The 25,934-nt window shown below is 61.7% G+C and carries 23 protein-coding genes, 1 tRNA gene and 1 riboswitch; of the genes, 13 read left to right on the top strand and 11 right to left on the bottom strand.

Annotated elements, in window-relative coordinates; genetic code table 11:
• Window positions 1–19 precede the first annotated feature (19 nt).
• A complete protein-coding gene (gene ygiD / locus L1P05_RS02350; RefSeq protein WP_012847346.1) occupies window positions 20–805 on the bottom strand; it encodes a 4,5-DOPA-extradiol-dioxygenase in 786 nt (261 codons plus the stop codon).
• A gap of 217 nt (window positions 806–1,022) precedes the next feature.
• Here ygiD and zupT point away from each other — a divergent pair, with 217 nt between their 5' ends.
• Window positions 1,023–1,790 (top strand): zinc transporter ZupT, encoded by a 768-nt coding sequence (gene zupT / locus L1P05_RS02345; RefSeq protein WP_012847345.1) that lies wholly within the window; start codon window positions 1,023–1,025, stop codon window positions 1,788–1,790.
• Between the two features lie 66 nt (window positions 1,791–1,856).
• Here the strand turns inward: zupT and ribB are convergent, their stop codons facing one another.
• Window positions 1,857–2,516: a 3,4-dihydroxy-2-butanone-4-phosphate synthase gene (gene ribB, locus L1P05_RS02340; protein ID WP_015460883.1), complete on the bottom strand. Its 660-nt coding sequence runs from the start codon at window positions 2,514–2,516 to the stop codon at window positions 1,857–1,859.
• 113 nt (window positions 2,517–2,629) lie between these two features.
• Window positions 2,630–2,786, bottom strand: a riboswitch (FMN riboswitch).
• A 215-nt stretch (window positions 2,787–3,001) separates the two neighbouring features.
• On the opposite strand from ribB, the gene ubiK reads away from it, so the two are divergent.
• On the top strand, window positions 3,002–3,268 hold the full coding sequence (gene ubiK / locus L1P05_RS02335) for a ubiquinone biosynthesis accessory factor UbiK (RefSeq protein WP_012847343.1): 267 nt from the start codon (window positions 3,002–3,004) through the stop codon (window positions 3,266–3,268).
• A 20-nt stretch (window positions 3,269–3,288) separates the two neighbouring features.
• Here the strand turns inward: ubiK and yjeH are convergent, their stop codons facing one another.
• Window positions 3,289–4,536 (bottom strand): L-methionine/branched-chain amino acid transporter, encoded by a 1,248-nt coding sequence (gene yjeH, locus L1P05_RS02330; protein WP_034168197.1) that lies wholly within the window; start codon window positions 4,534–4,536, stop codon window positions 3,289–3,291.
• A gap of 31 nt (window positions 4,537–4,567) precedes the next feature.
• Window positions 4,568–6,001: a bifunctional D-glycero-beta-D-manno-heptose-7-phosphate kinase/D-glycero-beta-D-manno-heptose 1-phosphate adenylyltransferase HldE gene (gene hldE, locus L1P05_RS02325; protein WP_012847341.1), complete on the bottom strand. Its 1,434-nt coding sequence runs from the start codon at window positions 5,999–6,001 to the stop codon at window positions 4,568–4,570.
• 106 nt (window positions 6,002–6,107) lie between these two features.
• Between hldE and L1P05_RS02320 the strand changes: the two genes are divergently transcribed.
• The gene (locus L1P05_RS02320; protein ID WP_012847340.1) at window positions 6,108–7,037 is read left to right on the top strand and encodes a Kdo(2)-lipid IV(A) acyltransferase; all 930 of its coding nucleotides are present in this window, start codon (window positions 6,108–6,110) and stop codon (window positions 7,035–7,037) included.
• 10 nt (window positions 7,038–7,047) lie between these two features.
• Here the strand turns inward: L1P05_RS02320 and glnE are convergent, their stop codons facing one another.
• Together glnE and L1P05_RS02310 are read right to left on the bottom strand one after the other, a co-directional pair.
• Window positions 7,048–9,885 (bottom strand): bifunctional [glutamate--ammonia ligase]-adenylyl-L-tyrosine phosphorylase/[glutamate--ammonia-ligase] adenylyltransferase, encoded by a 2,838-nt coding sequence (glnE, locus tag L1P05_RS02315; protein WP_012847339.1) that lies wholly within the window; start codon window positions 9,883–9,885, stop codon window positions 7,048–7,050.
• A 79-nt stretch (window positions 9,886–9,964) separates the two neighbouring features.
• Window positions 9,965–11,269 carry a CYTH domain-containing protein gene (locus L1P05_RS02310; protein WP_109913374.1) on the bottom strand — a complete coding sequence of 435 codons (1,305 nt, stop codon included), beginning with the start codon at window positions 11,267–11,269 and terminating at the stop codon, window positions 9,965–9,967.
• Window positions 11,270–11,419: 150 nt separating this feature from the next.
• Here L1P05_RS02310 and L1P05_RS02305 point away from each other — a divergent pair, with 150 nt between their 5' ends.
• From L1P05_RS02305 to L1P05_RS02290, 4 genes are all read left to right on the top strand, one after another.
• Window positions 11,420–12,100, top strand: a complete 681-nt coding sequence (locus L1P05_RS02305; RefSeq protein WP_012847336.1) for a TIGR00153 family protein — start codon at window positions 11,420–11,422, stop codon at window positions 12,098–12,100.
• Window positions 12,101–12,122: 22 nt separating this feature from the next.
• Window positions 12,123–13,388: an inorganic phosphate transporter gene (locus L1P05_RS02300; RefSeq protein ID WP_012847335.1), complete on the top strand. Its 1,266-nt coding sequence runs from the start codon at window positions 12,123–12,125 to the stop codon at window positions 13,386–13,388.
• Between the two features lie 209 nt (window positions 13,389–13,597).
• On the top strand, window positions 13,598–14,215 hold the full coding sequence (locus tag L1P05_RS02295) for a TIGR04211 family SH3 domain-containing protein (RefSeq protein ID WP_012847334.1): 618 nt from the start codon (window positions 13,598–13,600) through the stop codon (window positions 14,213–14,215).
• A 121-nt stretch (window positions 14,216–14,336) separates the two neighbouring features.
• Window positions 14,337–15,581 (top strand): multifunctional CCA addition/repair protein, encoded by a 1,245-nt coding sequence (locus tag L1P05_RS02290; protein ID WP_012847333.1) that lies wholly within the window; start codon window positions 14,337–14,339, stop codon window positions 15,579–15,581.
• A gap of 34 nt (window positions 15,582–15,615) precedes the next feature.
• On the opposite strand, the gene bacA is transcribed toward L1P05_RS02290, so the two are convergent.
• Both bacA and folB read right to left on the bottom strand, forming a co-directional pair.
• Window positions 15,616–16,434 carry an undecaprenyl-diphosphate phosphatase gene (bacA, locus tag L1P05_RS02285; RefSeq protein ID WP_012847332.1) on the bottom strand — a complete coding sequence of 273 codons (819 nt, stop codon included), beginning with the start codon at window positions 16,432–16,434 and terminating at the stop codon, window positions 15,616–15,618.
• Window positions 16,435–16,482: 48 nt separating this feature from the next.
• Window positions 16,483–16,848: a bifunctional dihydroneopterin aldolase/7,8-dihydroneopterin epimerase gene (gene folB, locus L1P05_RS02280; RefSeq protein WP_012847331.1), complete on the bottom strand. Its 366-nt coding sequence runs from the start codon at window positions 16,846–16,848 to the stop codon at window positions 16,483–16,485.
• Window positions 16,849–17,026: 178 nt separating this feature from the next.
• On the opposite strand from folB, the gene plsY reads away from it, so the two are divergent.
• On the top strand, window positions 17,027–17,689 hold the full coding sequence (plsY, locus tag L1P05_RS02275; protein ID WP_012847330.1) for a glycerol-3-phosphate 1-O-acyltransferase PlsY: 663 nt from the start codon (window positions 17,027–17,029) through the stop codon (window positions 17,687–17,689).
• Between the two features lie 21 nt (window positions 17,690–17,710).
• Here plsY and tsaD read toward each other — a convergent pair whose 3' ends face one another.
• Window positions 17,711–18,736 (bottom strand): tRNA (adenosine(37)-N6)-threonylcarbamoyltransferase complex transferase subunit TsaD, encoded by a 1,026-nt coding sequence (tsaD, locus tag L1P05_RS02270; protein ID WP_012847329.1) that lies wholly within the window; start codon window positions 18,734–18,736, stop codon window positions 17,711–17,713.
• A gap of 213 nt (window positions 18,737–18,949) precedes the next feature.
• Here tsaD and rpsU point away from each other — a divergent pair, with 213 nt between their 5' ends.
• From rpsU to rpoD, 3 genes are all read left to right on the top strand, one after another.
• Window positions 18,950–19,165, top strand: coding sequence for a 30S ribosomal protein S21 (gene rpsU, locus L1P05_RS02265; protein WP_005295814.1), 216 nt, complete (start codon window positions 18,950–18,952; stop codon window positions 19,163–19,165).
• A gap of 187 nt (window positions 19,166–19,352) precedes the next feature.
• Window positions 19,353–21,101 carry a DNA primase gene (dnaG, locus tag L1P05_RS02260; protein ID WP_012847328.1) on the top strand — a complete coding sequence of 583 codons (1,749 nt, stop codon included), beginning with the start codon at window positions 19,353–19,355 and terminating at the stop codon, window positions 21,099–21,101.
• 235 nt (window positions 21,102–21,336) lie between these two features.
• A complete protein-coding gene (gene rpoD, locus L1P05_RS02255; RefSeq protein ID WP_012847327.1) occupies window positions 21,337–23,172 on the top strand; it encodes an RNA polymerase sigma factor RpoD in 1,836 nt (611 codons plus the stop codon).
• 102 nt (window positions 23,173–23,274) lie between these two features.
• Here the strand turns inward: rpoD and mug are convergent, their stop codons facing one another.
• On the bottom strand, window positions 23,275–23,787 hold the full coding sequence (mug, locus tag L1P05_RS02250; RefSeq protein ID WP_012847326.1) for a G/U mismatch-specific DNA glycosylase: 513 nt from the start codon (window positions 23,785–23,787) through the stop codon (window positions 23,275–23,277).
• Between the two features lie 135 nt (window positions 23,788–23,922).
• On the opposite strand from mug, the gene L1P05_RS02245 reads away from it, so the two are divergent.
• Window positions 23,923–23,998, top strand: a tRNA-Ile gene (locus L1P05_RS02245).
• 229 nt (window positions 23,999–24,227) lie between these two features.
• Here the strand turns inward: L1P05_RS02245 and fsa are convergent.
• Window positions 24,228–24,890 (bottom strand): fructose-6-phosphate aldolase, encoded by a 663-nt coding sequence (gene fsa / locus L1P05_RS02240; RefSeq protein WP_012847325.1) that lies wholly within the window; start codon window positions 24,888–24,890, stop codon window positions 24,228–24,230.
• 143 nt (window positions 24,891–25,033) lie between these two features.
• Between fsa and L1P05_RS02235 the strand changes: the two genes are divergently transcribed.
• Complete coding sequence (locus L1P05_RS02235) at window positions 25,034–25,933, top strand: glycyl-radical enzyme activating protein (protein ID WP_012847324.1); 900 nt, start codon at window positions 25,034–25,036, stop codon at window positions 25,931–25,933.
• The last annotated feature ends 1 nt before the right edge of the window (window position 25,934 follow it).

The raw sequence follows: 25,934 nt of genomic DNA, 5'->3' as shown, positions 1-25,934 counted from the left end.
TCCCGACCCAACGCTGCGCTTAGCCTACCTGCAGCGACAGCATGCTCAGCGACCCCATGACGATCCCCTGCTCAAACACCCGCAGCGGCTCCGCGCCATCCCAGCAGCCCAGCACAGGCAGCAGCGGCAGAAAGTGCTCCGGTGTCGGATTGGCCAGCGTAGCATCCGGATTATCGGCAAACCGCAGCAATGCGGCATCCTCACCGCGTTCACGCAGCCCCTGGCGGACAACGTCTTCAAAGCGCCGCGCCCAGGGATAAGGTTCGGCCTCAGCCTCCCAGCGCAGCGTACGCAGGTTATGCACCACGTTACCGCTGCCCAACATCAGGACACCGCGCTGCCGCAGCGGGGCGAGCGCCTGCCCCAATTGATAGTGATACGCCGCCGGCTGACGCGGATCGAGGCTGAGCTGTATCACCGGAATATCGGCCTGGGGATACAGGTGAACCAGCAGGCTCCACGCCCCATGATCCAGCCCCCAGCCGCCCTCATCCAGCGACAGCGTATACTGCGGCGCCAGTAAAGACTGCAGTTCCCGGGCCAACGCCGGACTGCCGGGCGCCGGATAGCGCAGCGCAGAGAGCGCCGGCGGAAAGCCGCCAAAGTCATGCAGGGTACGCGGCTGCGCCATCGCCGTGGCCCAGAGCCCCTGGGTACACCAGTGGGCGGAAATCACCACAATGGCCTTTGGCCGCGGCAACTCACGCCCCAGACGCTGCCATAGGGCGCTGAACGGATTATCCTCGATGGCGTTCATCGGACTCCCGTGCGCCAGAAACAGCGCCGGCATCGTCGCCTCGCTCATAGTGTATTGCCTCACCCTGCTCGCCCGTCGCTTGCAGCGCCGGTCATAAAAAACGGCTCCGCGCACGGAGTACGCGACAGCCCCTCGCTCGATAGCCAGAAGCATAGAATAGGCACAGACAATCGGTGGAATTGTATATAACACGCTCACATTTATTTACTTCTGCTCACACTTAATAAATAATGAAAATCATTATCATCAACTACGAGGCGTGTCCATGTCCATTCCCCTGCTTCTGACGCTGCTTGCCGGCGGCGCCACCGCCGTTGGGGCTCTGCTGGCCATCATCGGGCAAAGGCCCTCCAATCGCGTGCTGGCCTTTTCGCTCGGCTTCGCCGCCGGGATCATGCTGCTTATTTCGCTGATGGAGATGCTGCCCGCGGCGCTGAATACGCCGAAGATGCCGCCGCTGCTCGGCTACGCGATGTTTATCCTCGGTCTGGTCGGATACTTTCTACTGGATCGCCTGCTGCCCCACCAGCACGCCCACGATATGGTCCCGCTGGGGAATCGAACGCCGCGGAGTCTAAAACGCACCGCGCTGCTGCTTACGCTGGGCATCAGTCTGCACAATTTTCCCGAGGGTATCGCCACCTACGTCACCGCCAGCGCCGATCTGGAGCTGGGGATGGGCATCGCCCTGGCGGTAGCCATTCATAATATTCCCGAGGGGCTGGCCGTCGCGGGTCCCGTGTATGCTGCCAGCGGCTCGCGCCTGCGCGCGCTGTGGTGGGCCAGCCTGTCGGGCGTGGCAGAGATCCTCGGTGGGCTGCTGGCCTTTACCCTGCTGGGGCCGACGGTATCGCCGGTCGGGATGGCGGCGATCATGGCGCTGGTGGCCGGGATCATGGTCGCGCTGTCGGTGGATGAGCTTATGCCGCTGGCGCGGGAGATCGATCCGCACAGCAATCCCAGCCGCGGGGTGTTGTGCGGCATGACCGTCATGGGGCTGAGTCTGGCCCTGCTGCAGGCGACGCCGCTATAAAAGCGCAAGGGATAGCCGCTGGCTATCCCTTGATATATCTGCGATCGCGTTAACGATGCGGCCGAATTAGCAGGCTTGCTCCTGCGGCTCATGCGCCTGACGATAGGCCACCAGATCCTCAATGGTCACCACCGGCATCCCATGCTGGCGCGCAAAGGCCATCACCTGCGGAGCGCGCGCCATCGTGCCGTCATCATTGGTCAGTTCACACAGCACGCCGGCAGGGCGGAATCCCGCCAGCGAAACCAGATCGATCGTCGCCTCGGTATGACCCCGACGCGCCAGTACGCCGCCGGGGCGAGCGCGCAGCGGGAAAACATGCCCGGGACGATGGAGATCGCTCGGCTTGGCACCGTCGGCGATGGCCGCGCGTACCGTGGTCAGGCGATCCTGCGCGGAGACCCCGGTGGTCACCCCTTCCGCCGCTTCAATCGTCACGGTGAAGGCGGTGCCGTAGTGGCTGGTGTTATTGCTCACCATCATCGGCAGATCCAGCTGCTGGCGACGCGCTTCGGTGATACACAGGCAGACAATACCGCTGCCGTGGCGGATGGTCAGCGCCATCTGCTCCACGGTCATCTTCTCGGCGGCAAAGATCATGTCGCCTTCATTTTCACGGTTTTCATCATCCAACACCATGACGCCACGGCCATCGCGCAGTGCGGACAAGGCGCGCTCAACGCGCTCCATCGGGGTACCGAAATCGGAAAGCAGAATCTGATTCATGGTAAAAACCTCATCAATAATCGTATGAATTACCAGAACCAGGGCAAATTTGAGGAGCGGCACACGCAGCGGCGCGGCCAAAATAACGCGAGCGGGTGAATCCCGGCAGATATCGTTACTCTCTCCCATCCGGACTGTAACCGTCGGCCCCGGAATTACACCGGATCTGCTGACCCCGCATGGTCGTGCGAGCGCTCGCGGGCTTTCAGTGACGCCGAAGCGTACCAATTTACCGCCGGTAGGGACTTTCACCCCGCCCTGAGAATAAGCAAACCGACTATAGCGCCAAAGCCAGTAGCGGGCAATCACCATTGCCGATTATTGGCGTTCGCTCACAAACAGCGTAATACAGGCTCGTTATCGCGCATTTTTTATCCTTATGCCGCGGCCTGGGGGGATAATTACGACCCGCTCTGGCATCCGCCATGACACTACGGTAACGTATCGGCTACCGCATAACTGCTCTGAAGCCCAAGGAACGCTCCATGATTGATCCCAAGAAAATTGAACAGATTGCCCGTCAGGTGCATCAATCCATGCCAAAAGGACTGCGCGAGTTCGGCGATGATATGGAGAAGCGCGTGCGCCAAATCCTCCAACAGCAGCTCAGCCGACTGGATTTGGTCAACCGGGAAGATTTTGAGATCCAGACGCAGGTTCTACTGCGCACCCGCGAAAAGCTGGCGCTGCTGGAGCAGCGCGTCGCCGCCCTTGAGGCGCGCCTGAACGATGCCGAGGACGGGCAGGCCTAGTCCCGCCATCCCCGTGACGATCACCCGCCGTGCGACGCCGCGCGGCGCGGCAGCAGGAGATACAAGACCAGCAGCATCCCTAGCGCATACAGGCTCTTCACCCCCACCATCGCCAGCAGCAGCAGACACAGCACGCTGCCCGTCAGCGCCATCAGCCGGGCGTGACCGCGCAGCAGACGGCATCCGGCCAGCATGCACAGCAGATAGATCATGATGAATACGCCGTTGGCATACACGATCAGCGCATCCAGCGACAGACCGCTGAGGTAAATCAGCAGCGAGCACAGTAAACAGCACAGCATCACCGACGTCAGCGCATTGACCGGCGCCTGACGGGCAGAGAGCTGCGCCAGACGGCTCTGCGGTCGGCGCTGCGCCTGCGACCACACCAGCCGGGCGAAGCTCTGGATATAAACGTTCAGGCTGGCAAAGCAGGCCAAATAACCGATGACGCAGGCTATCCACAGCGCATGGCGGCCAAACAGCTGCACCACAATCCCCGGCAATGACGCCGCCGCCGCCCGTCCATCGCCGAAGGCGTGAAAGTGGAGCACCGCCACGCTGCAGGCCCAGTAGACCGCCCCGGCTAACAGTAGCCCCAGCAGCAGCGCCCGCGGGAAATCACGCTGCGGATGACGAAACTCCGACGCCAGATGGGCAAAGGCCTCGAGCCCGACAAAGCACCAAAACATCACCGCCAGCGCCCCCGTCAGGGGCGAGAGCGACAGCTGCGACGGCACCGGCCACGGGATCTGCGTCGGCGAGATCCCGCCGCGCCACCAAACGGCGGCAATCAGCAGCACCACCAACAGCGCGATCAGGGTCTGCAGATTGGCGCTGGAGCCCGCCCCCCGCGTCCCCAGCAGCCACACGGCCAGCAGCGTAATCAGCTCAACCGCCAGCAGGGGCGCGCCCTGCCAGCCGAACAGCGCCTGCCAGAAGCCGGCGGCGATCTGCAGCGACGCGGGCAGTCCCACCGGGATCACCGACAGAAAAAGCCAGCCGGTAACCCGCGCCATGTGCGGGCCAAAGGCCTTACCGACGAAATGCGCGGCGCCACCGGCGCTGGGGAAATGACGCCCCAGTGCGGCGAAGCCGATAGCGATGGGAAAAACCAGAACGATCAATAATGGCCAGGCCCACAGGCTATCGTCGCCTGCGACCTGGGCGGCCAGCGCCGGAACCGCAAAAACCCCGGTTCCCAGCAGGGAGGTGGACAGCATCCCCACCCCCTGCACTAGCCCTAACTCCTGTTTTAACGTAGCCACTGCCCTATCCTGCCAAGACGCGATAGGCGGCTCAGTCGTTCTGACCCTGACGGATGGTATTAATGATATTGGTCGTCGAGCAGCCATCCTCGAAGTTCAGGACCCGCACGTCACCGCCGGCGGCGATCACCTCTTTGCCCCCGGCGATCTCCTCTGGCCGATAGTCTCCCCCTTTAACCAGCAGGTCAGGCAGGATCTCCGCGATAATTCGCTGCGGCGTATCCTCCTCAAACGGGATCACCCAGTCGACCGACTCCAGCGCCGCCAGCACCAGCATACGCTGAGTCAACGGGTTAACCGGACGCTCCGGCCCCTTGAGGCGGCGGGTAGAGGCATCGCTGTTCACCGCCACGATCAGGCGATCGCCCAGCCTGCGGGCATTGGCCAGGTAGGAGACGTGACCGGCGTGCAGAATATCGAAGACCCCGTTGGTCATCACCACCTTCTCGCCGCGCTGACGCGCCTGAAGAACCGCCGTTTTCAGCTCCTCTTGGGTCATCACACCAAAGCCGGTATCGGCGCGGCCGCGAATGGCATTCTCCAGCTCGATGGGAGAGACGGTCGAGGTTCCCAGCTTACCCACGACGACGCCGGCGGCGGCGTTGGCCAGGAAACAGGCCTCTTCCAGCGACGTCCCGGCGGCAATCGACGTCGCCAGCATCCCGATCACCGTATCGCCGGCGCCGGTTACGTCATAGACCTCCTGCGCCTGCGTCGGCATATGCAGCGGCGCAATGCCGCGCTGCAGCAGCGTCATTCCCTGCTCAGAGCGCGTCACCAGCAACGCCGTCAGATCGAAGCGATCCATCAGCGCCAGGCCGCGATCCACGATCTCCTGTTCGCTGTGACAACGCCCGACCACGGCTTCAAACTCAGACAGGTTGGGGGTCAGCAGGGTCGCGCCGCGATAGCGCTCAAAGTCGGTGCCTTTCGGATCGATCAGCACCGGCACGCCGGCATCGCGTGCCAGACGGATCATCGCCTGCACCGACGCCAGCGCCCCCTTGGCATAGTCAGAGAGGATCATCGCCCCCAGCTGCGGCAGCGCCTGGCGAATACGCGCCAGGATCGGTTCGGGATCGACACCGCCGAACCCCTCTTCAAAGTCCAGGCGGATCAGCTGCTGATTACGCGACAGAACGCGCAGCTTGGTGATGGTGGGCTGGGTTGGGATCGCAACGAAGTCGCACTCGACATGCACCTCATCCAGACGCGCGCTCAGCGCGCGGGCGGCGTCATCAACGCCGGTCAGACCGACCAGGCGCGCGTTGGCGCCCAGGGAGGCAATGTTCATCGCCACGTTGGCCGCGCCGCCGGGGCGCTCTTCGATGGTTTCCACTTTCACCACCGGCACTGGCGCTTCCGGTGAGATCCGGCTGGTCGGCCCATACCAATAGCGGTCCAGCATCACATCGCCCACCACCAATACCTGGGCGCGGCGAAAATCAGGCAGGGTTACTTTCATCCCCAGACTCCTACATATCAAGATGGGCGCAATGTTATCACAATCGTCCTGATATCAATTACACTAGCAATCTAAATCTATTTACGAGAATACATTAACGATAGCCATGTCTGACAATCACGTTTACCCGCAGTTTCAGCGCAGCATGCTGCACCCCCGCTATTGGTTGACCTGGCTGGGCATCGGGATCTTTTACCTGGTGATGCTGCTGCCCTATCCCTGGCTCTATCGCCTGGGCAAGATGCTGGGGAAAACGGCGATGCGCTTCATGAAAAAGCGTGTAGAGGTGACCCGACGCAATCTGGCGCTCTGCTTCCCACAGATGCCGGCGGCGCAGCGCGAAGCGTGGGTCAGGCAGAACTTTGAGTCTGTCGGCATGGCGCTGGTCGAGACCGGCATGGCCTGGTTCTGGCCCGACTGGCGCATCCGCCGCTGGTGCCGGGTCGAAGGCGAAGAAAACCTGCGCCAGGCCAAGCAGACAGGAAAAGGCATTTTATTGATTGGAATGCATTTTCTTACGCTGGAGCTGGGCGCGCGCATCTTCGGAATGCACAACCCAGGCGTCGGCGTCTACCGCCCTAACGATAACCCGGTTCTCGACTGGCTACAGACCTGGGGCCGGCTGCGATCCAACAAATATATGCTCGATCGCCGCGATGTGAAGGGGATGATCCGAGCGTTGAAAGAGGGCGAAATCGTCTGGTACGCGCCGGATCATGACTACGGCCCGCGCAGCAGCGTATTCGTCCCACTGTTTGCCGTAGCGCAGGCGGCGACCACCACCGGGACCTATATCCTGGCCCGCATGGGCCAACCGACGCTCCTCCCCTTTATACCGCTGCGCAACGCGGACGGCAGCGGCTATACCCTGCGTATTCAACCGATGCTGCAGGACGTTCCGCTGGACGACCAAACGACGACGGCGGCCTATATGAATCGGGTGGTGGAGCGTGAAATCATGCTGGCACCGACCCAGTACATGTGGCTACATCGCCGCTTCAAAACCTGTCCGCCGGGCGTCGCCTCCCGCTACTGAGGCCAGGCGCTCAGCGCGCCGTCCCCAGCCAGCGCTGCCAGCTCTCGCAGACCCGCGCCCGCGCATCGGCAAAGCGGGTGCTCTCCACCACCCCCGGCTGCGCCTGCAGCGCCAAATGGTGCAGCGTATTACGCAGCGTCACATAGGCATGGGTCAGCGCATCGGCCTCAGCCTGTGGCATCACCGCGTACTGCGCCATCAGTTCAAAGATGCGCACATTGTCTGACCAGCGGGTCAGGTCCGGCTGTTCGGCGCCGTAGCGCAGTACCAGATACTGCGCGATGAATTCGATATCCACGATACCGCCGCGATCGGCCTTGATGTCAAACTGTGCCGCGTCACGGCTGCCCTGATGGGTTCGCATCTTCTCACGCATCTCAGCCACCTCGCACCGCAGCGTCGCCGCATCGCGCTCGCGACACAGGATCTCGCGGCGAATGGCGTCAAACTGGCGGTGCATCTGCACGTCGCCGTAAACCGGACGCGCCCGCACCAGCGCCTGATGCTCCCAGGTCCAAGCCTCGCTGCGCTGATAGTCGCCGAAGGCGGTCAGGGTGCTGACCAGCATACCGGCGGCGCCGGAGGGCCGCAGGCGCGCGTCCACCTCGTACAGGATGCCGGAGGCGGTACGGGCGCTAAACAGGTGCATAATGCGCTGCGCCAGACGCAGGTAAAACTGGCGCCCATCGATACAGCGAGGCCCGTCTGTCATCACCTCCGCCGGGCAGTCCAACAGAAACACCAGATCCAGATCCGAGCCATAGCCCAGCTCCCAACCCCCCAGCTTACCGTAGCCGATCACCGCAAACCCACGCTGCCCGTGGTCAACCAGATGCGTCGGCTGGCCGTAGCGCGCCACCATTTGCTCCCAGGCCTGCTGCACCACCGCCTCGATCACCGCCTCGGCCAGGTAGGTCAGGTGATCGCTCACCTTCATCACCGGCAGCGCGCCGGCGATATCGCTGGCGGCGATGCGCAGCTGCTGCGCGTGCTTAAACTGACGCAGCGCCTCCAGGCGCTGCTCCTCATCATCCGGAATGCGCAGCAGATACTGACGCAGCTCGTCGCGGTAGGCGCCCTGATCCACCGGGCGATACAGCGTGACAGGATCGAGCAGCTCATCGAGCAGCAGCGGATAGCGAGCCAGCTGTTCGGCCAGCATCGGCGAGGCCGCGCACAGACGGATCAGCTGATGCAGCGCCGCCGGGAACTCCATCAGCAGCTCCAGATAGGTCGTGCGGGTCACGATGTTGAGCAGCAGCGGCATCAGGCGCTGCTGCAGCACCAGCGCGTCATCGCGCACGCACACCTGCGCCAGCAGCGTCGGCATCAGCGTCGCCAGCACCTCTCGCCCACGCGGGCCGATGGTGCGTTTGTCCACGTCGCGGTGAAACGCCTCCAGCGTCTGCTGCAGCCGGAGGCGCTGCGCCGGGTCGAGCTGCGGCATCAGCGCGGCCAGCTCGCTCTCGTCCAAACGCTCTTGCCACAGGGGCGCAAAGCGCAGCGCCGCGTCGTCGCCGCGCTCCTCTTCATCCTGATCGTCATCGCCGATCAGCGCATTGAAGATCGCGCGCACCGCCGCCATATGCTCCTGAAGCGCCCGACTCAGCGCGGCCCAGTCCGCCAGGCCCATACCATAGGCCAGACGGGCTCGGTTGAGATCGTCCGACGGCAGGGTCTGCGTCTGCTGATCGTCGATCGCCTGCAGCAGATTCTCCAGACGGCGTAAAAAGAGATAGGCGTCGCGCAGCGCCGCCACCTGCGCCGCCGTCAGCAGCCCCAGCTCGCCGATCGCCGCCAGCGCGGGCAGCAGCGCACGCTGCTGTAGGCTGCGCTCGCGCCCGCCGCGGATCAGTTGGAACACCTGCGTGATAAACTCGATCTCGCGGATCCCGCCAGCGCCAAGCTTGATATTCTCCTTCAGCCCGCGGCGGCGCACCTCTCGGGCTATCATGCCCTTCATATTGCGCAGCGACTGGATCACGCTGAAATCGATATAGCGGCGAAACACAAACGGGCGCAGCAGACGGTACAGCTCTTGCCCATAGCGATCCTGTCCTTCGCCCAGCAGACGCGCCTTCACCATGGCGTAACGCTCCCAGTCGCGCCCCTGCTCTTGGTAATAGTCTTCCAGCGCGGAGAAACTCAGCACCAGAGGACCGCTGTCGCCGAAGGGGCGCAGACGCATGTCGACCCGATAGACAAAGCCATCCTCCGTCGGCTGATCCAGGGCCTTAATCAGGCGCTGGCCGAGGCGGGTGAAAAACTGGGCATTATCCAGCTCGCGGCGGCCGCCGCGGGTGGCTCCGGACTGCGGATAGACAAAGATAAGATCGATATCCGAGGAGAAATTCAGCTCGCCGCCGCCCAGCTTGCCCATACCCAGGATCAGCAGCGGCTGGGCTTCACCGGCGGCGTTGCAGGGAACGCCCCACTCCTGACAGGCGCGATGATATAGCCAGTCGCGCGCGCCGATAACCAGCGTCTCCGCCAGCGCGCTCAGCTGGAGCAGGGTCTGCTGACAGTCGGCCTGGGCGCGGGCTTGCATCCAGGCAATCCGCGTCAGCATGTGGCGACGAAACAGGCGCAGCGCTTGCATCAACGTCGACTCATCCTGCACCTGCGCCAGGCGCTCCGCCAGCCATCCGGCATACTGCTGCCACTCCTGCACCTGCGGCGGCAGCTGCTGCAGCTGCTGCCACCATGCGGGATACGCGGCCAGACTGTCGGCGACAAAGTCGCTCAGCGCCAGCGCCGGCAGCGCCGCCGACGTCGCGTCCCGCAGCCGCGCGGCCTGACGCGCTCCCTGACTGTGCAGCAGCGCCGGCAGCGCCCGAGTCTCAGACATATTCACTCCCTGCTGAATGCGGCGGCGCCAACGCCGCCTGGATTAGACCGTCGCCCGCGCGCGGCGGGATATCACCGCATTAATGCGCGCCGTTGCGCCAAAAGGCCGGCTGATGCAGCGCCTGCGCGCAGGCGGCCTCCGCTGTCACCGCGGCGGGATGGACAATGGCCTGCGCCAGCGTCTGCCACGGCGCCAGATAGTCCTCTACCGCCGCCTCGCCATATGCGCCGCCCAGCAGGCGGATCGCCAGAATCTGGTGCTGCAGACGCGGTAGTTTATCCTGATACTCCTGGGGGTGACGAACCTGAGCGAACAGCGCCTTCAGTTCAGCGCCGCAGCGTCCCAACATGATGTCGGCAAAGCGCTTGAACGAGCCGGACAGCTTGGCGCTTCCCGCCGCATCGAGATAGGCTCGCCAGCCGGACTCGGCTAACCAGCGAGTGAGCGCCCACTGGGTGGTCAGGGATTCCCGGCCATAGCACAGCGTCTGCGCTACGCACGTCGGCTGCTGTATCTGCTCCTCCAGCGCGCTCAGACCGGCGCGCAGCGTCGCGCTGGCCTTACGCGGCACGATACCGCCGAAGAGGGTCAAACTCTGCCGCAGCGCCGTCAGCGCCTCCTGGATTCCGCCCCGGGACGCCGCGTCGCCCCGCAGCCAGGCCTCCTCATGGTATTGCCAGTGCGCCAGGATCTGCGCCAGCGCGGCAGACATCCCCTGTTCGACGCTGGCGCGGGCCGCGGGCCGCAGCAGCGGAAACGCCCGCCGCCGCAGCGCGGCATTGCCCGCCGCCAGGCGGTAGCCGCGGGCGGCCTTACTCATGGCCCCCATCCGGATCCCCTCCAGCGTCAGCAACTGTTCGGCAAAAGCGAACAGATCGTCCCGCTCGCCCCGCAGCAGCTCCAGCTCGATCTCATGCAGCCCCTCGCTCTCCCCCGCGGCGCGAATGTCGCCCCGGTCAAGCGCCACTTCAATCTGACTTTCACGGTAGGTCACCTCCCACCGCTCCCGCTGAAAGTCGGTCGAGAACAGCGGCTGCAGCGCCGTCTGCAGCGCATCGACGTCGCAGCCCTCCGGCCACGCCTGCGCCGGAAAGCGGCGGAGATCCAGCTGCGGGGCATCCAGCGCGACGTTGTACTCCGGGCGCTGATGCAGGCCGCCGACGTCGCTGCCGGCGGTCTTCAGCGTCATCTCATAGGCGCCGTCGCAGCCGCGGATCCGCAGCCCCATATCATGGCGACGCAAAGTCTGGCTCGCCGTCTCATAATAGATATTGCTCAGTGTCTGGGCGGGCGTATGCTGAAGAGGCCAACGGGCCAGGCTCGCGGGCAATGCGTGTACAGCGGACGGGAGGGCGATGAATTTCAGTTCAATTTCCACGGTCATTTTTTCTGTCATATTAAGGTTTTACCGAGGTGTTCAGCATTGCTCGGTAAAAAATGTAAAAACGGTGTCCAATGCCGGGCACATCAGTTACCATGCGCACCTTTCTGACGAACTATGCGCAGAAAACCATCAATTTAAGGTGCATGAGTGATGCCAGTAAATACTATTTTAGGCTTGTTTGCCAAGTCTCCGCTCAAACCGCTTCAAGAGCACGCTAGCCGCGTGCACGAATGCTGTAGCCTGCTGGTTCCCTTCTTTGCCGCCACCGCGCAGCAGCAGTGGGATCAGGCACAGGAGATCCGTGAACAGATCTCCAATCTGGAAAAACAGGCCGACACGCTGAAGCGCGAAATCCGACTGAAATTACCACGTGGTCTTTTTCTGCCGGTCGATCGCGGCGATATGCTGGAGCTGGTTACCCAACAGGATCGTCTGGCCAACCGCGCCAAAGACATCGCCGGTCGGGTCATCGGCCGCCGGTTGCAAATCCCCGCCGTCATGCAGGCTGACTTTGTGAGCTACCTGCAGCGCTGCCTGGATGCGACCGCGCTCTCCAGCAAGGTTATTCACGAAATGGACGAGCTGCTGGAGACCGGCTTTCGCGGCCGCGAAGCCGATCTGGTCGAGCAGATGGTGATGGAGCTGGATCATATTGAGGATGATACCGACCATCAGCAGATCCTGTTACGCCAGACCCTGCTCTCCCTTGAACATCAGCTCAACCCCGTCGACATTATGTTTCTCTATCAAATCATTGAGTGGGTCGGCGGCCTTGCCGATAAAGCGCTGCGCGTGGGTTCCCGACTGGAACTGATGCTGGCCCGTAGTTAATCACCACACCCGGACACAATAGATGGAAATCATTGCCAATCACGGCTCATTACTGATCATAGTGGCGGCCTTCTTTGGCCTGCTGATGGCTATCGGCATCGGCGCCAACGACGTCGCCAACGCGATGGGAACCTCCGTAGGCGCCCGCGCCGTTACCATCCGTCAGGCGATCGTCATCGCCATGATCTTCGAGTTCGCCGGCGCCTACCTGGCCGGCGGTGAAGTCACCCAAACTATCCGCAGCGGCATCATCGATACCAGTGCCTTCGCCGGTCATCCCCAGACGCTGGTCTTCGGGATGATGGCCTCGCTGCTGGCCGCCGGCATCTGGCTGATCGTCGCCTCGCTGATGGGCTGGCCGGTCTCCACCACCCACTCTATCATCGGTGCCATCATCGGCTTTGCCTGCGTCTCGGTCGGCCCTGAAGCGGTCGAATGGGGCGGCGTGAAGGGTATCGTCGGCAGCTGGATCATCACACCGCTGATCTCCGGGGTGGTGGCCTATGGCATCTTCCTCAGCGCCCAGCGGCTGATCTTTAACACCGAGAACCCGTTCGCTAACGCCCGCCGCTTTGGCCCGGTGTATATGTTCCTGACCGCGCTGGTTATCTCACTGGTCACCATCAAGAAAGGGTTAAAGCACGTCGGCCTGCACCTGACGGACGGCGAGACCTGGCTGGTTTCACTGCTGGTGTCCCTGCTGGTCATGCTCGGCGGCTATCTGTATCTGTCGCGCAAATCCTTTACCGATGACGCAGACGAGCAGGATCACTTCCGCGGCGTTGAGCGGGTATTCAGCCTGCTGATGGTCATCACCGCCTGTGCCATGGCCTTTGCCCACGGCTCTAACGACGTCGCCAATGCCATTGGTCCGCTATCTGCCATCGTCGCCATCGTACGCGATCCGAGCGTACTGGCCGGCACCTCCCCCATCGTCTGGTGGATCCTGCCGCTGGGCGGTATCGGTATCGTCGTGGGTCTGGCGCTGATGGGCCGTCGCGTCATGGAAACCGTGGGAACCGGTATTACCGATCTGACCCCGAGCCGTGGCTTTGCCGCTCAGTTCGCCACCGCCTCAACGGTGGTGATCGCCTCCGGCACCGGCCTGCCGATCTCCACCACCCAGACGCTAGTCGGCGCCGTGCTAGGCGTCGGCTTTGCCCGCGGCATTGCGGCCCTGAACCTTAACGTGGTACGTAACATTGTCGCGTCATGGATTGTGACCCTGCCCGCGGGAGCCGCGCTCTCCATTGCCCTATTTTATCTGCTGCAGGCGGTCTTCGGCTAATTATCTGCCTATGGCGCCAATAAGTAGCAATAAACCGGTCGCAGAGTCTCCCTCTGCGGCCGTTTTTTTTATAACCGCTACCGCGCCAGACGCCGGAGCTACGCGATAAATAGCTCGGACAGTTCTCATTTTAAGATTTTTCATTGCCTCACTGTATACTTCCCCTTACTATCAGCCCAATTCCCTCAACCAACGAACCGATTATCGCCATGCACCTATTCCGCCGGTTACTCCTGCCCCTGCTCAGCCTCTGTCTGGCCTTTCAGAGCCACGCCGAAGAACAGCGCTTTATTTCCGATGCGCTCAGTACCTATGTACACAGCGGGCCGGGTAACCAATACCGCATCGTCGGCACGATCAACGCAGGCGATCCGGTCACGCTGCTGGGCATTAATCAACAGAGCCAGTTTGCCCAGATCCGCGACGCCAAAGGGCGCAGCGTCTGGCTTCCCCTCGATCAGCTCAGTAACCAGCCCAGCCTGCGCACGCGCGTACCGGCGCTGGAGGCGCAGCTCTCAGCCCTGACGGCCAAGCTCAGCCATATCGACGGCGAATGGCAGCAGAAAACCGCAGAGATGCAGAGCAAAGTCGCCGGCAGCGACGATGCGATCGCCCGCCTGCAGGCGGAGAATCAGCAGCTGCGTCAACAGCTGAGCAGCGCGCAAAAAAGCCTCGGCGCCCTCAACTCGCAGCTGGATGACAAAAAGCGGGCCATTATCCTGCAGTGGTTCCTGTACGGCGGCGGCGTCGCCGGCGCTGGCCTGCTGCTGGGCCTGCTGCTCCCGCGCCTGCTGCCCCGGCGCCAAAAAGCGCGCTGGATGAACTGATCCCCCACAACGCCGCCGCCCGCGGCGTTTTTTCTTTTCTCTGGGGCGGCCGATTGCCGTCCATGAACGCTTGCAGTAACATGAGGTTAACATTTAATCGGCTCTCTACCGAGGTTGGCACGTGAAGACATATCTGGTCGGTGGCGCCGTGCGCGACAAGTATCTACAGCTTCCTACCCAGGATCGTGACTGGGTCGTCGTCGGCGCGACGCCGCAGGCGCTGTTGGCACAGGGCTACCAGCAAGTCGGCAAGGATTTCCCGGTATTTCTGCATCCGCGCAGCAAAGAGGAGTACGCCCTGGCGCGTACCGAACGCAAGGCGGGCCAGGGCTACACCGGCTTTAGCACCTATTTCGCCCCAGACGTTACCCTGGAGCAGGATCTGCTGCGGCGCGATCTGACCATCAATGCGATGGCGGAAGACGATGAAGGTCAGCTGATCGATCCCTACGGCGGCCTGCAGGATCTGCGGCAGCGTCAGCTGCGCCACGTCTCGGAGGCCTTTGTCGAAGACCCGCTGCGCGTGCTGCGCGTCGCCCGCTTTGCCGCCCGCTTCGCTCCGCTGGGTTTTCAGGTCGCCGCGCCGACGCTGGCGCTGATGCAGCGAATGAGCCAGCGCGGCGAGCTGGCCCACCTGACGCCGGAGCGGGTCTGGCTAGAGACGGAGAAAGCGTTGTCCGGCCCCGCGCCGCAGGTTTATTTCCAGGTGCTGCGCGACTGCGGCGCATTGGCGGTGCTGTTCCCCGAGATCGATCGGCTGTTCGGGGTGCCGGCCCCCGCCCAGTGGCACCCGGAGATCGACACCGGCATCCATACCCTGCTTACCCTGGCCATGGCCAGCCATCTGAGCGACGACGTCGCCGTGCGCTTTGCCGCGCTGACCCACGATGTGGGCAAGGGGCTGACTAACCCCAATTTTTGGCCCCACCATCACGGCCATGGGCCGGCAGGTGTACGCCTGGTGCGGGAGATGTGCCAGCGCCTACGCACGCCAAACCCGGTGCGCGATCTGGCGCTGCTGGTCGCCGAATATCACGATCTGATCCACACGGTGGAGCGCCTTCGCCCCGCGACGCTGCTCAAGCTGCTCGACACCATTGACGTCTGGCGCCGTCCCCAGCGCCTGCAGCACATGATCCTGTGCAGCGAGGCCGACGCCCGCGGGCGCACCGGTCTGGAGGAGCAACCCTACCCACAGGCTGACTATCTGCGCGCCGCCTACCACCAGGTCGCACAGGTTGCCGTACGCGAGGTTATCGCCGACGGTTTTCAGGGGGCTGCGATCCGCGAAGAGCTGCAGACGCGGCGTCTACAGGTGCTCAAACGATGGAAAGCCGCCCAAGAGGCGGCCTTAAACGCGGAATAGCGGAGAAAACGGCAGCGGGCATCCGCCCGCCCGATCAGCAGAAGACCAGGTAGACCGCCGCCGCCACAATAAAGCGATAAATGGCGAAAGGCACAAAGGAGATCCGCTTGATCACGTTCAGGAAGGTCTTGATCGCGATCAGCGCCACGACAAACGCGGTAACAAAGCCCACGCTGAACATCGGCAGATCGCCCAGCGACAGATAGGGCAGGCTTTTGTACAGCTCCAGCGCGCTGGCGCCCATCATCATCGGCACCGCTAAAAGAAAGGAGAACTCTGACGCGGCGTAGCGGCTCACGCCCATCAGCATACCGCCGGAGATCGTCGCCCCTGAGCGGGAGAAGCCCGGCCACAGCGCCAGGCACTGAAAGCAACCGATCATAAAAGCCTGACGGTAGGTGATATCATCCAGCCCGACCGCCCGTGCCTGCGTCGGCTTGAGCCACTCAGCGGCCAGCAGCAGCAAACCGCCCACCACCAGGGCGTAGGCCACCGTCAGCGGGGTAAACAGGCTCTTGATAAAATCATGGAACAGCAGCCCCAGCACTACCGCCGGGATCATCGCCAGCACAATATGGCCCAGCTTCAGCTGCCCCTGACCGCACCCTTCGCGCGCCACCGGGCGACCAAAGTGGATGCCGATAAGTCCAAACAGACGGCGCCAGAACATCACCACCACCGCCAGGATCGAGCCCAGCTGGATAATCACCTCAAACGTTTTCGCCTTATCCCCTTCAAAGCCCAGCCAGTGGCCAACAATAATCATATGGCCGGTGGAAGAAACCGGTAAAAACTCCGTCAATCCCTCGACAACGCCCAGAATAAACGCATTAAGCAGCGTATGCAGATCCATATACTCTCATTCTCTTCTTAGTACAGACGGCCTGTGGGCCGTAAAACGTTAAACGTCTGCCGTGCGGCAACCGCGCTCAATCACCACCCCAACGCTGTGTGCCTGGGCGACCGCGCCCGGCTTGCTCACCCGCAGGCGAACCCAGGGGGTGTTAAAGCGCGCCATCAATAGGGCAGCAACCTCTTCGGCCACCCGCTCGACCAGGGCAAAGCGATTCGGCTCTACGTGCTGTAGGATAGCCTCGCTCACCTCAGCATAGCTCAGGCAGTGCGCCACATCGTCGCTCTGCGCGGCGCGGCGGTTGTCCCAGCCCAGCTCGACATCAAACACCAGCCTCTGACGGATCGTCTGCTCCCACTCAAATACCCCGATCGTGGTGACGACGGTCAACCCTTCGATAAATACGATGTCCATCACGCGATTCCCGTTTTTTAGCCTGCTTCGGATACCACTTCTTGTAGAATGTGCGTATTATCCACAGATATCCGACGCTGTCGCGCACTAATCCATGCTGCGGCATGGGTGACCGGTCAGCGGGCGTACGGCGGCTCAACACCCTGATTTCTCTTTTACTCAAGACGGAGATGAATCCATGAGTGCGACTGCGTTAGGCATGATCATTTTCGCCTACCTGTGCGGCTCCATCTCCAGCGCCATTCTGGTTTGCAAAGCGGCCGGACTCCCCGACCCAAGGGAAAATGGTTCTGGTAATCCCGGAGCAACCAACGTGCTGCGCATCGGCGGCCGCTTAGCCGCCGCCGCCGTGCTGATCTTCGATGTGCTTAAGGGAATGATCCCGGTCTGGCTGGCCTATAAGCTCGAGGTGTCCCCCTTTTATCTCGGTCTGACGGCCATCGCGGCCTGCCTGGGCCATATTTACCCGGTATTCTTTCGCTTCCGCGGCGGTAAAGGCGTCGCCACCGCCTTTGGCGCCATCGCCCCCATCGGCTGGGATCTGACCGGGCTGATGGTCGGCACCTGGCTGCTGACCGTGCTGCTGAGCGGGTACTCCTCCCTTGGCGCCATCGTCAGCGCGCTGATCGCCCCCTTCTACGTCTGGTGGTTTAAGCCGCAGTTTACCTTCCCGGTGGCGATGCTCTCCTGCCTGATCCTGGTGCGTCACCACGACAACATCCAGCGTCTGTGGCGTGGAAAAGAGGGGAAAATCTGGAAGAAAAAGGGCGCCAAAGGCGCCCAGGATAGCGAGAGACAGGCCACGCCTCCCCGCGATGACGAACCGCCGACGCCGCGCTAAATAGGCGTACGTCGCGAAGCGTTAACGGTCGGCCGCCACCGGCGGCAGCTCCGCCAGCGGCCAGCGCGGGCGTACGCTGATAGACAGGTCGGCATCGACGCCGCTCTTCAGACGCACCATGCCGGCATAGGCGATCATCGCGCCGTTATCGGTGCAGAACTCCGGACGGGCGTAGAACACCGCGCCGCCGCGCTGCTGCATCATCTGCGCCAAACGCGCGCGCAGCGCACGGTTTGCGCTCACGCCGCCGGCCATCACCAGACGCGTAAACCCGGTCTGATCCAGCGCACGACGGCACTTGATCGCCAGCGTATCCACCACCGCATCTTCAAAGGCGCGCGCAATATCGGCGCGGGTTTGCGCATCATCACCGTTGGCGTGAATCGTATTGGCGGCAAAGGTCTTCAGGCCGGAAAAGCTGAGGTCCAGCCCTGGGCGATCGGTCATCGGACGCGGGAACACGAAGCGTCCCGCCACGCCCTGCTGCGCCATCTTGGAGAGAACCGGCCCACCGGGATAATCCAGCCCCAGCAGCTTGGCCGTCTTGTCAAAGGCCTCCCCCGCGGCGTCGTCAATCGACTCGCCCAGCAGGCGATATTCGCCGATGCCGGTGACGCTGATAAGCTGAGTATGGCCGCCGGAGACCAGCAGCGCGACAAACGGAAACGCCGGAGGATTCTCCTCCAGCATCGGCGCCAGCAGATGCCCTTCCATGTGGTGAACCGGGACCGCCGGCACGCCCCAGGCAAACGCCAGCGACCGCCCGACGGTCGCCCCGACCAGCAGCGCCCCAACCAGCCCCGGACCGGCGGTATAGGCCACGCCGTCCAAATCCGCCGGGGTCAGATCCGCCTCACGCAGCGCCGCCTGAATCAGCGGTACGGTCTTGCGCACATGGTCACGCGACGCCAACTCGGGAACCACACCGCCATAGTCAGCGTGCAGCTTAATCTGGCTATACAGCTGATTGGCCAGGATCCCTTTTTCATCGTCGTAAATGGCGATACCGGTTTCATCACAGGAGGTTTCGATCCCCAGAATACGCATGGCGGCTCCAACAACACGTTCAGTACAACTCAAAGTGGCGCATAATAGCACAATTCTGCTATACTACTTCGCTTTCTTACTGCGGCTCATCGCCGTTGAAGGATGAGACAGCGCTTTACAAGCGGGTGCTGTTCGGATTAAAATTCCGCACCATTTTTGAACAGCTGGCGCATGGCCAGCGAAAATACCGATTTTTATCGAGGTGAGAGGCACATGCCGGTAATTAAAGTACGTGAAAACGAGCCGTTCGACGTAGCTCTGCGTCGCTTCAAACGTTCCTGCGAGAAAGCAGGCATCCTGGCCGAAGTTCGTCGTCGTGAATTCTATGAAAAACCGACCACCGAACGTAAGCGCGCTAAAGCGTCTGCTGTTAAACGTCACGCCAAGAAACTGGCTCGCGAAAACGCACGCCGCACTCGTCTGTACTAATTTGACCGGGGTTTTCCCCGCCGAATCCAGGTCACAGACCATGTCGTTGTTTGTATCGCACGGGCAATGACATACGAAGGCCGTGCCTTCCGAAAGGAATGCGCGGCTTGTTCTCGTTTAGAGGCTGTAAAACTGTTTGCCTGTCGCCCGCTCAGGGTCGACGGCGGACAACCACTGTAAAGGGCTTATGGCTGGACGAATCCCACGCGTATTTATCAACGATCTGTTGGCTCGCACCGATATTGTCGAGCTGGTCGATGCGCGTGTGAAACTTAAGAAGCAGGGGAAGAACTACCACGCCTGCTGTCCATTCCACTCGGAAAAAACGCCCTCGTTTACCGTTAACGCGGACAAACAGTTTTACCACTGCTTCGGCTGCGGTGCCCACGGCAACGCCATTGATTTTTTGATGAACTATGACCGGCTTGAGTTTGTCGAAAGCATAGAAGAGCTGGCGACCATGGCGGGGCTGGAAGTGCCCTATGAGTCCGGCAGCGGGCCGAGCCAGATGGAGCGGCATCAGCGCCAGAATCTGTATCAGCTGATGGATAGTCTGTGCGGCTACTATCAGCAGTCCCTGCGCCAGCCGGGCGCGACGCAGGCGCAGCAATACCTGACCGGGCGCGGCATGAGCCAGGCCATTATGGATCGCTTTGCCATCGGCTACGCGCCGCAGGGCTGGGACAACGCCCTCAAACGCTTTGGCCGCGACGCGGGCGGTCGCACGGCGCTCAACGACGCCGGGATGCTGGTGAATAACGAGAACGGCCGTAGCTACGATCGTTTCCGAGACCGCATCATGATCCCTATCCGTGACAAACGCGGGCGGGTGATCGCCTTTGGCGGGCGGGTTCTGGGCAACGGCACGCCTAAATACCTGAACTCGCCCGAGACAGAAATTTTTCATAAAGGCCGCCAGCTGTTTGGCCTGTATGAGGCGCTGCAGCACGCTGCGCAGCCGGAGCGTCTGCTGGTCGTCGAAGGCTACATGGACGTCATCGCGCTGGCGCAGTATGGCGTCAATTATGCGGTGGCCTCGCTGGGAACCTCCACGACCGCTGAGCATATCCAACTGTTGTTCCGCCATACCGACAGCGTTGTGTGCTGTTACGATGGCGATAACGCCGGGCGCGAGGCCGCCTGGCGCGCGCTGGAGACCGCACTGCCCTACCTGAGCGACGGCCGTCAGCTGAAGTTTATGTTTTTACCCGAGGGGGAAGACCCGGATACGCTGATCCGCCAAGAGGGGGCCGAGGCCTTCGAACGGCGAATGAACGATGCGCATCCCCTGTCCGCCTTTCTGTTCGACAGCCTGCTGCCGCAGGTCGATTTGAGTACCCCGGATGGCCGAGCCAAGCTGAGTGCGCTGGCGCTGCCGCTCATCGGCCAGGTGCCCGGCGAGACGCTGCGTCTGTATCTGCGCCAGTCGCTGGGACAGAAGCTGGGAATACTCGACGATAGCCAGCTGGAAAAACTGCTGCCTCGGCGCAGCGAAGCGGTAAAGAATTATCAGCCGCCGCGGTTAAAACCAACGACTATGCGTATACTTATAGCATTGTTGGTACAAAACCCGGCGTTAGCCGCCGAAGTACCGACGCTGGACGGATTACGCCAGCACCCGTTACCGGGCCTACCGCTGTTTATCGAGCTGGTAGAAACCTGTCTGGCGCAGCCGGGACTGACTACCGGGCAATTGCTGGAGCTGTATCGCGATAATAAATATGCGTCGCAGCTTGAAACGCTGGCAACGTGGAACCACATGATTATTGAGCCCATGGTGCTCGAAACCTTCGTGGATACCCTCGGCAGTCTGTACGACGCCGTGCTGGAGCAGCGCCTGGAGCAGCTCATCGCCCGAGCCAGAACCGACGGGCTGACGCCTGCGGAGCGCGAAGAGGTGCGCTCACTGAATGAGGCGCTGGCCAAAAAGAACTAACGCATAATAAACACCGTCGGTATTAATAGGGCGGTGACTAAACTTAATAATAAATTTAGCGGCTTGATTGCCGATACCACGCAGGATGTAGCCCCTGCATGCCGCAATACCGGGGAGCGGCGACGAATGAAAGTAACCCGCGTACGGCCCTGATAATCCGGGCCTTAAGCATCGTTGGCGGTCATAGATAATCCGACCAACACCAATTCAAACTCTGAAGTGTGGATACCGTCTTATGGAGCAAAACCCGCAGTCACAGCTCAAACTTCTTGTTACCAAGGGCAAGGAGCAAGGCTACCTGACCTATGCTGAGGTCAATGACCATCTGCCGGAAGATATCGTCGACTCCGATCAGATCGAAGACATCATCCAAATGATTAATGACATGGGCATCCAGGTGATGGAAGAAGCACCGGATGCCGATGACCTGATGCTGGCGGAGAACATTGCCGACGAAGACGCCGCAGAGGCGGCGGTACAGGTTCTGTCCAGCGTCGAATCCGAAATTGGCCGTACCACCGACCCGGTACGCATGTACATGCGTGAAATGGGCACCGTTGAGCTGCTGACCCGCGAAGGGGAAATCGATATCGCCAAGCGTATCGAGGACGGTATCAACCAGGTTCAGTGCTCCGTTGCCGAATACCCTGAGGCCATCACCTACCTGCTGGAGCAGTATGACCGCGTCGAAGCCAGCGAAGCGCGTCTGTCCGACCTGATCACCGGTTTTGTCGATCCTAACGCCGAAGAGGATATGGCCCCGACCGCAACCCACGTGGGCTCCGAGCTGCCGGAAGAGGAGCTGGACGACGACGAGGATGAGGACGAAGACGAAGACGACGACAGCGACGATGACAACAGCATCGATCCGGAGCTGGCGCGTCAGAAGTTCGTTGAGCTGCGCGAACAGTACGAAAAAACCCGTCTGGCTATCAAGGCCGAAGGGCGCAGCAGCGGTAAGGCGCAGGAAGAGATCCAGAATCTGTCTGAAATCTTCAAGCAGTTCCGCCTGGTGCCGAAGCAGTTTGACTATCTGGTCAGCAACATGCGCGAAATGATGGATCGCGTACGTGGTCAGGAGCGCCTGATCATGAAGCTGTGCGTTGAGCAGAGCAAGATGCCGAAGAAAAACTTCATCACCCTGTTTACCGGCAACGAAACCAGCATCACCTGGTTTGACGCCGCGCTGGCCATGGGCAAACCCTGGGGCGAAAAGCTCAAGGATATGCGTGAAGACGTGGAGCGCAGCCTGCAGAAGCTGCACCAGATTGAAGAAGAGACCGGTCTGACCATCGAGCAGGTCAAAGACATCAACCGTCGTATGTCCATCGGCGAGGCCAAAGCGCGTCGCGCGAAGAAAGAGATGGTTGAGGCTAACCTGCGTCTGGTTATCTCCATCGCCAAGAAGTACACCAACCGCGGCCTGCAGTTCCTGGATCTGATCCAGGAGGGCAACATCGGTCTGATGAAGGCGGTCGATAAGTTTGAGTACCGTCGCGGCTACAAGTTCTCCACCTACGCGACCTGGTGGATCCGTCAGGCGATCACCCGCTCTATCGCCGATCAGGCACGCACCATCCGTATCCCGGTGCATATGATTGAGACTATCAATAAGCTCAACCGTATTTCACGTCAGATGCTGCAGGAGATGGGGCGTGAGCCGACGCCGGAGGAGCTGGCCGAGCGCATGATGATGCCGGAAGACAAGATCCGCAAGGTGCTGAAGATTGCCAAAGAGCCGATCTCCATGGAAACGCCGATCGGTGACGATGAAGATTCGCATCTGGGTGACTTTATCGAAGATACCACTCTGGAGCTGCCGCTGGACTCCGCGACCTCGGAAAGCCTGCGCTCCGCTACCCGCGACGTGCTGGCCGGGCTGACCGCCCGCGAGGCGAAAGTCCTGCGCATGCGCTTTGGTATCGATATGAATACCGACCACACCCTGGAAGAGGTCGGCAAGCAGTTCGACGTTACCCGCGAGCGTATCCGCCAGATCGAAGCCAAGGCGCTGCGTAAGCTGCGCCACCCGAGCCGCTCTGAAGTCCTGCGCAGCTTCCTGGACGACTAAAGCCGTCTCGACCTCGCTACGCATACCCACCCCGGCCTACTGGCCGGGGTTTTTCTTTTTCAGCGCCGCGGCGCGTCCGTCAAGGTATCGCCAAGCCGCAGGCTATGCCCCGCGCTCCTGCGGCGTCAGCGCCAGATAGAGCGCCCGGTAGCTCTCTACCAGCGCGGCCAGCGTCGCCCGGTTCAGGCCACTGGGGTTTGGCAGCACCCACAGCATCGTATCGCCGATACGCAGCGCCTGGCGTCCCCAGGCGGGGCGGCGAATCCCAAACGCCTGGGTAAAGGCCTGCTTACCCAACACCGCCAGCGCCCGCGGCTGATAGCGCGCGATCTTCGCCTGCAGCGCATCGCCCCCGGCGCGCAGCTCCGCCGCCGTTAGCTCAGCGGCCGTCACCGTCGGGCGCTGTACCAGCGCGGTGATCCCACAGCCGGTATCCAATAGATGACGCTCCTCCTGAGGCGCCAGCTGGCGATCGGTAAAGCCCGCCAGGTGGATCACCGACCAGAAACGATTACGCGGATTGGCAAAATGGTAGCCCGTATGGGCCGAGCTCAATCCTGGGTTGATACCGCAAAACACCACCCGTAGCCCGGGTGCCAAAATGTCCACGCTCATCACGTCGCCTTTGCATTCTCGTCGTACCTGAAATCTTACCGTAATAACAACGGGCTAGCCATGTTCAAAAAAGCGGCGTCCGCTGCGCGAGCACTGGATCTTCCCCCTTGATTTACTCTATAATCCTCGCCATTCGGCCCCTTAGCTCAGTGGTTAGAGCAGGCGACTCATAATCGCTTGGTCGTTGGTTCAAACCCAACAGGGGCCACCAAATTTTAGCTTTAGATTCAATCAATTAAGCCATCATCAACGGGGTGACTTTTTTGTTGGTAAACCGCGCAGTCCCCTTTTCGCCCCCGCCTCCCACCACGCGCGCAAGCGATGCGTATAACGGCATAGCCCCTATTATCTACGCGGCGGGAAAGGAAAATAACGATTCGAAAGAACGAGACGCCGGCGGCGCGGCGCCGCCGAGTGAGAATACGCGCGGAAAGGGATGATTACAGCGTACGACGGCCAAAGGCATCCTGCCAATCCTGCTCAAACTGGGCAACCGCGGCCGTGACGGCAGGGGCGCTGATAAACTGCTCGGCGACCTCTATCGGTAGCGTAATCGCGCCGCAGCCCGCCAATAGGCAGTCCAGCGCCTGACGGGCATTCTTAAAGCTGGCGGCCAGCACCGAGGCCTGCGGCGCATGCAGGGTCAGCAGGCGCTGCAGCGCCTCTACGGTCTTAATCCCATCACCCCCCTGCGCATCCAGGCGGTTAACGTAGGGCGCGATATAGTCGGCGCCGGCCAGCGCCGCCAGCAGTCCTTGTCCGGCGCCGTATACCGCGGTGCCAAGCGTAGGTATCCCTTCCTGTTTCAACAATTTAATTGCCGCTAACCCTTCCGACGTCACCGGCACCTTCACCACCAGATTGTCCACGATGGCGCGCAGCGCACGCGCCTCGCTCACCATGCCCTGCGCATCGTTCGCCATCACCTGGGCAAACAGACGGCCGTGGCCCCCCAGCGCATCGTACAGGCGCGGTAGCGCCTGCGCGGGCGACAAGCCACTGCGGGCAAGAATGCTGGGGTTGGTGGTGACGCCCGCCAGCGGCAGGATACGGGCCAGGCGCTGAACGGCCGCGCAGTCGGCTGTGTCGAGATAGAGTTCCATGCTTATGTCCTTAATCAACGGTGACGCAGGGCTAATTTTTGTTCAGTATAGCGGCGAAAAGCGCTCCAATTATTGATCAAAATCAAATCAACTTTCGTTCGAAAGTTATTTAATCTTCATAAGAAGAAAATGGAGCCTTGACGATGATCTTCAACATCCAGCGTTACTCCACTCACGATGGCCCGGGGATCCGCACGGTGATCTTCCTCAAAGGCTGCTCCCTGGCATGCCGCTGGTGTCAGAACCCGGAGAGTCTGACCCGGACGCCCCAGCTGCTGTATGACGAGCGCAGCTGTCTGACGGGGTGCTCACTGTGTCAGCAGGCCGCACCCGCGGTCGCGATACGCACTGGCCAGGGCCTTACTCTGCTACGCCAACGGGCCGATGCCGATACCCTTGAGCGTCTGCGCGACTGCTGCCCCAGCCAGGCGCTCACGGTCTGCGGTGAGGCGCTCGCCGTCGAGGAGATCCTACGCCAGGCTGAACGCGATCGCCCTTTCTATCAACGCAGCGGCGGCGGCATCACGCTCTCCGGCGGCGAGCCCTTTATGCAGCCGACGCTGGCCGAAACGCTGCTCCGGCGCTGTCATCAGTCGGGGATCCACACCGCCGTTGAGACCTGTCTGCATGTGCCCTGGCGCTATATCGCCCCGGCGCTGCCCTATACCGATCTGTTCCTGGCGGATCTCAAGCACGTAGACGAGGCGCGCTTTCGCGAGTGGACCGGCGGCAGCGCGCGGCGAGTTATGGATAATCTGACGCGCCTGGCCGCCGCAGGGGCGACGCTGATCCTGCGCGTACCGCTGATCCCTGGCTTTAATGCCAACCTCGATGATATCCGCCGGATAGTCGACTTTGCCGCCGTCGCGCTCACCGTCCGCGAGATCCATTTTCTGCCCTACCACACCCTGGGGCGCAATAAATACCGTCTGCTCGGTCAGCCTTATCTGGCGCCGGCGCAGCCACTAAACGATCCCGCTTTGCTCGATGCGGCGCGCGACTATGCGTGCCAGCGCGGTCTGAGCGTGATTCTGGGAGGATAAT

The organism is Edwardsiella piscicida, assembly GCF_021733145.1.
In the GTDB taxonomy this organism is placed as follows: Bacteria; Pseudomonadota; Gammaproteobacteria; order Enterobacterales; family Enterobacteriaceae; genus Edwardsiella; species Edwardsiella piscicida.
This window is presented reverse-complemented; position numbering and strand designations above follow the sequence as displayed.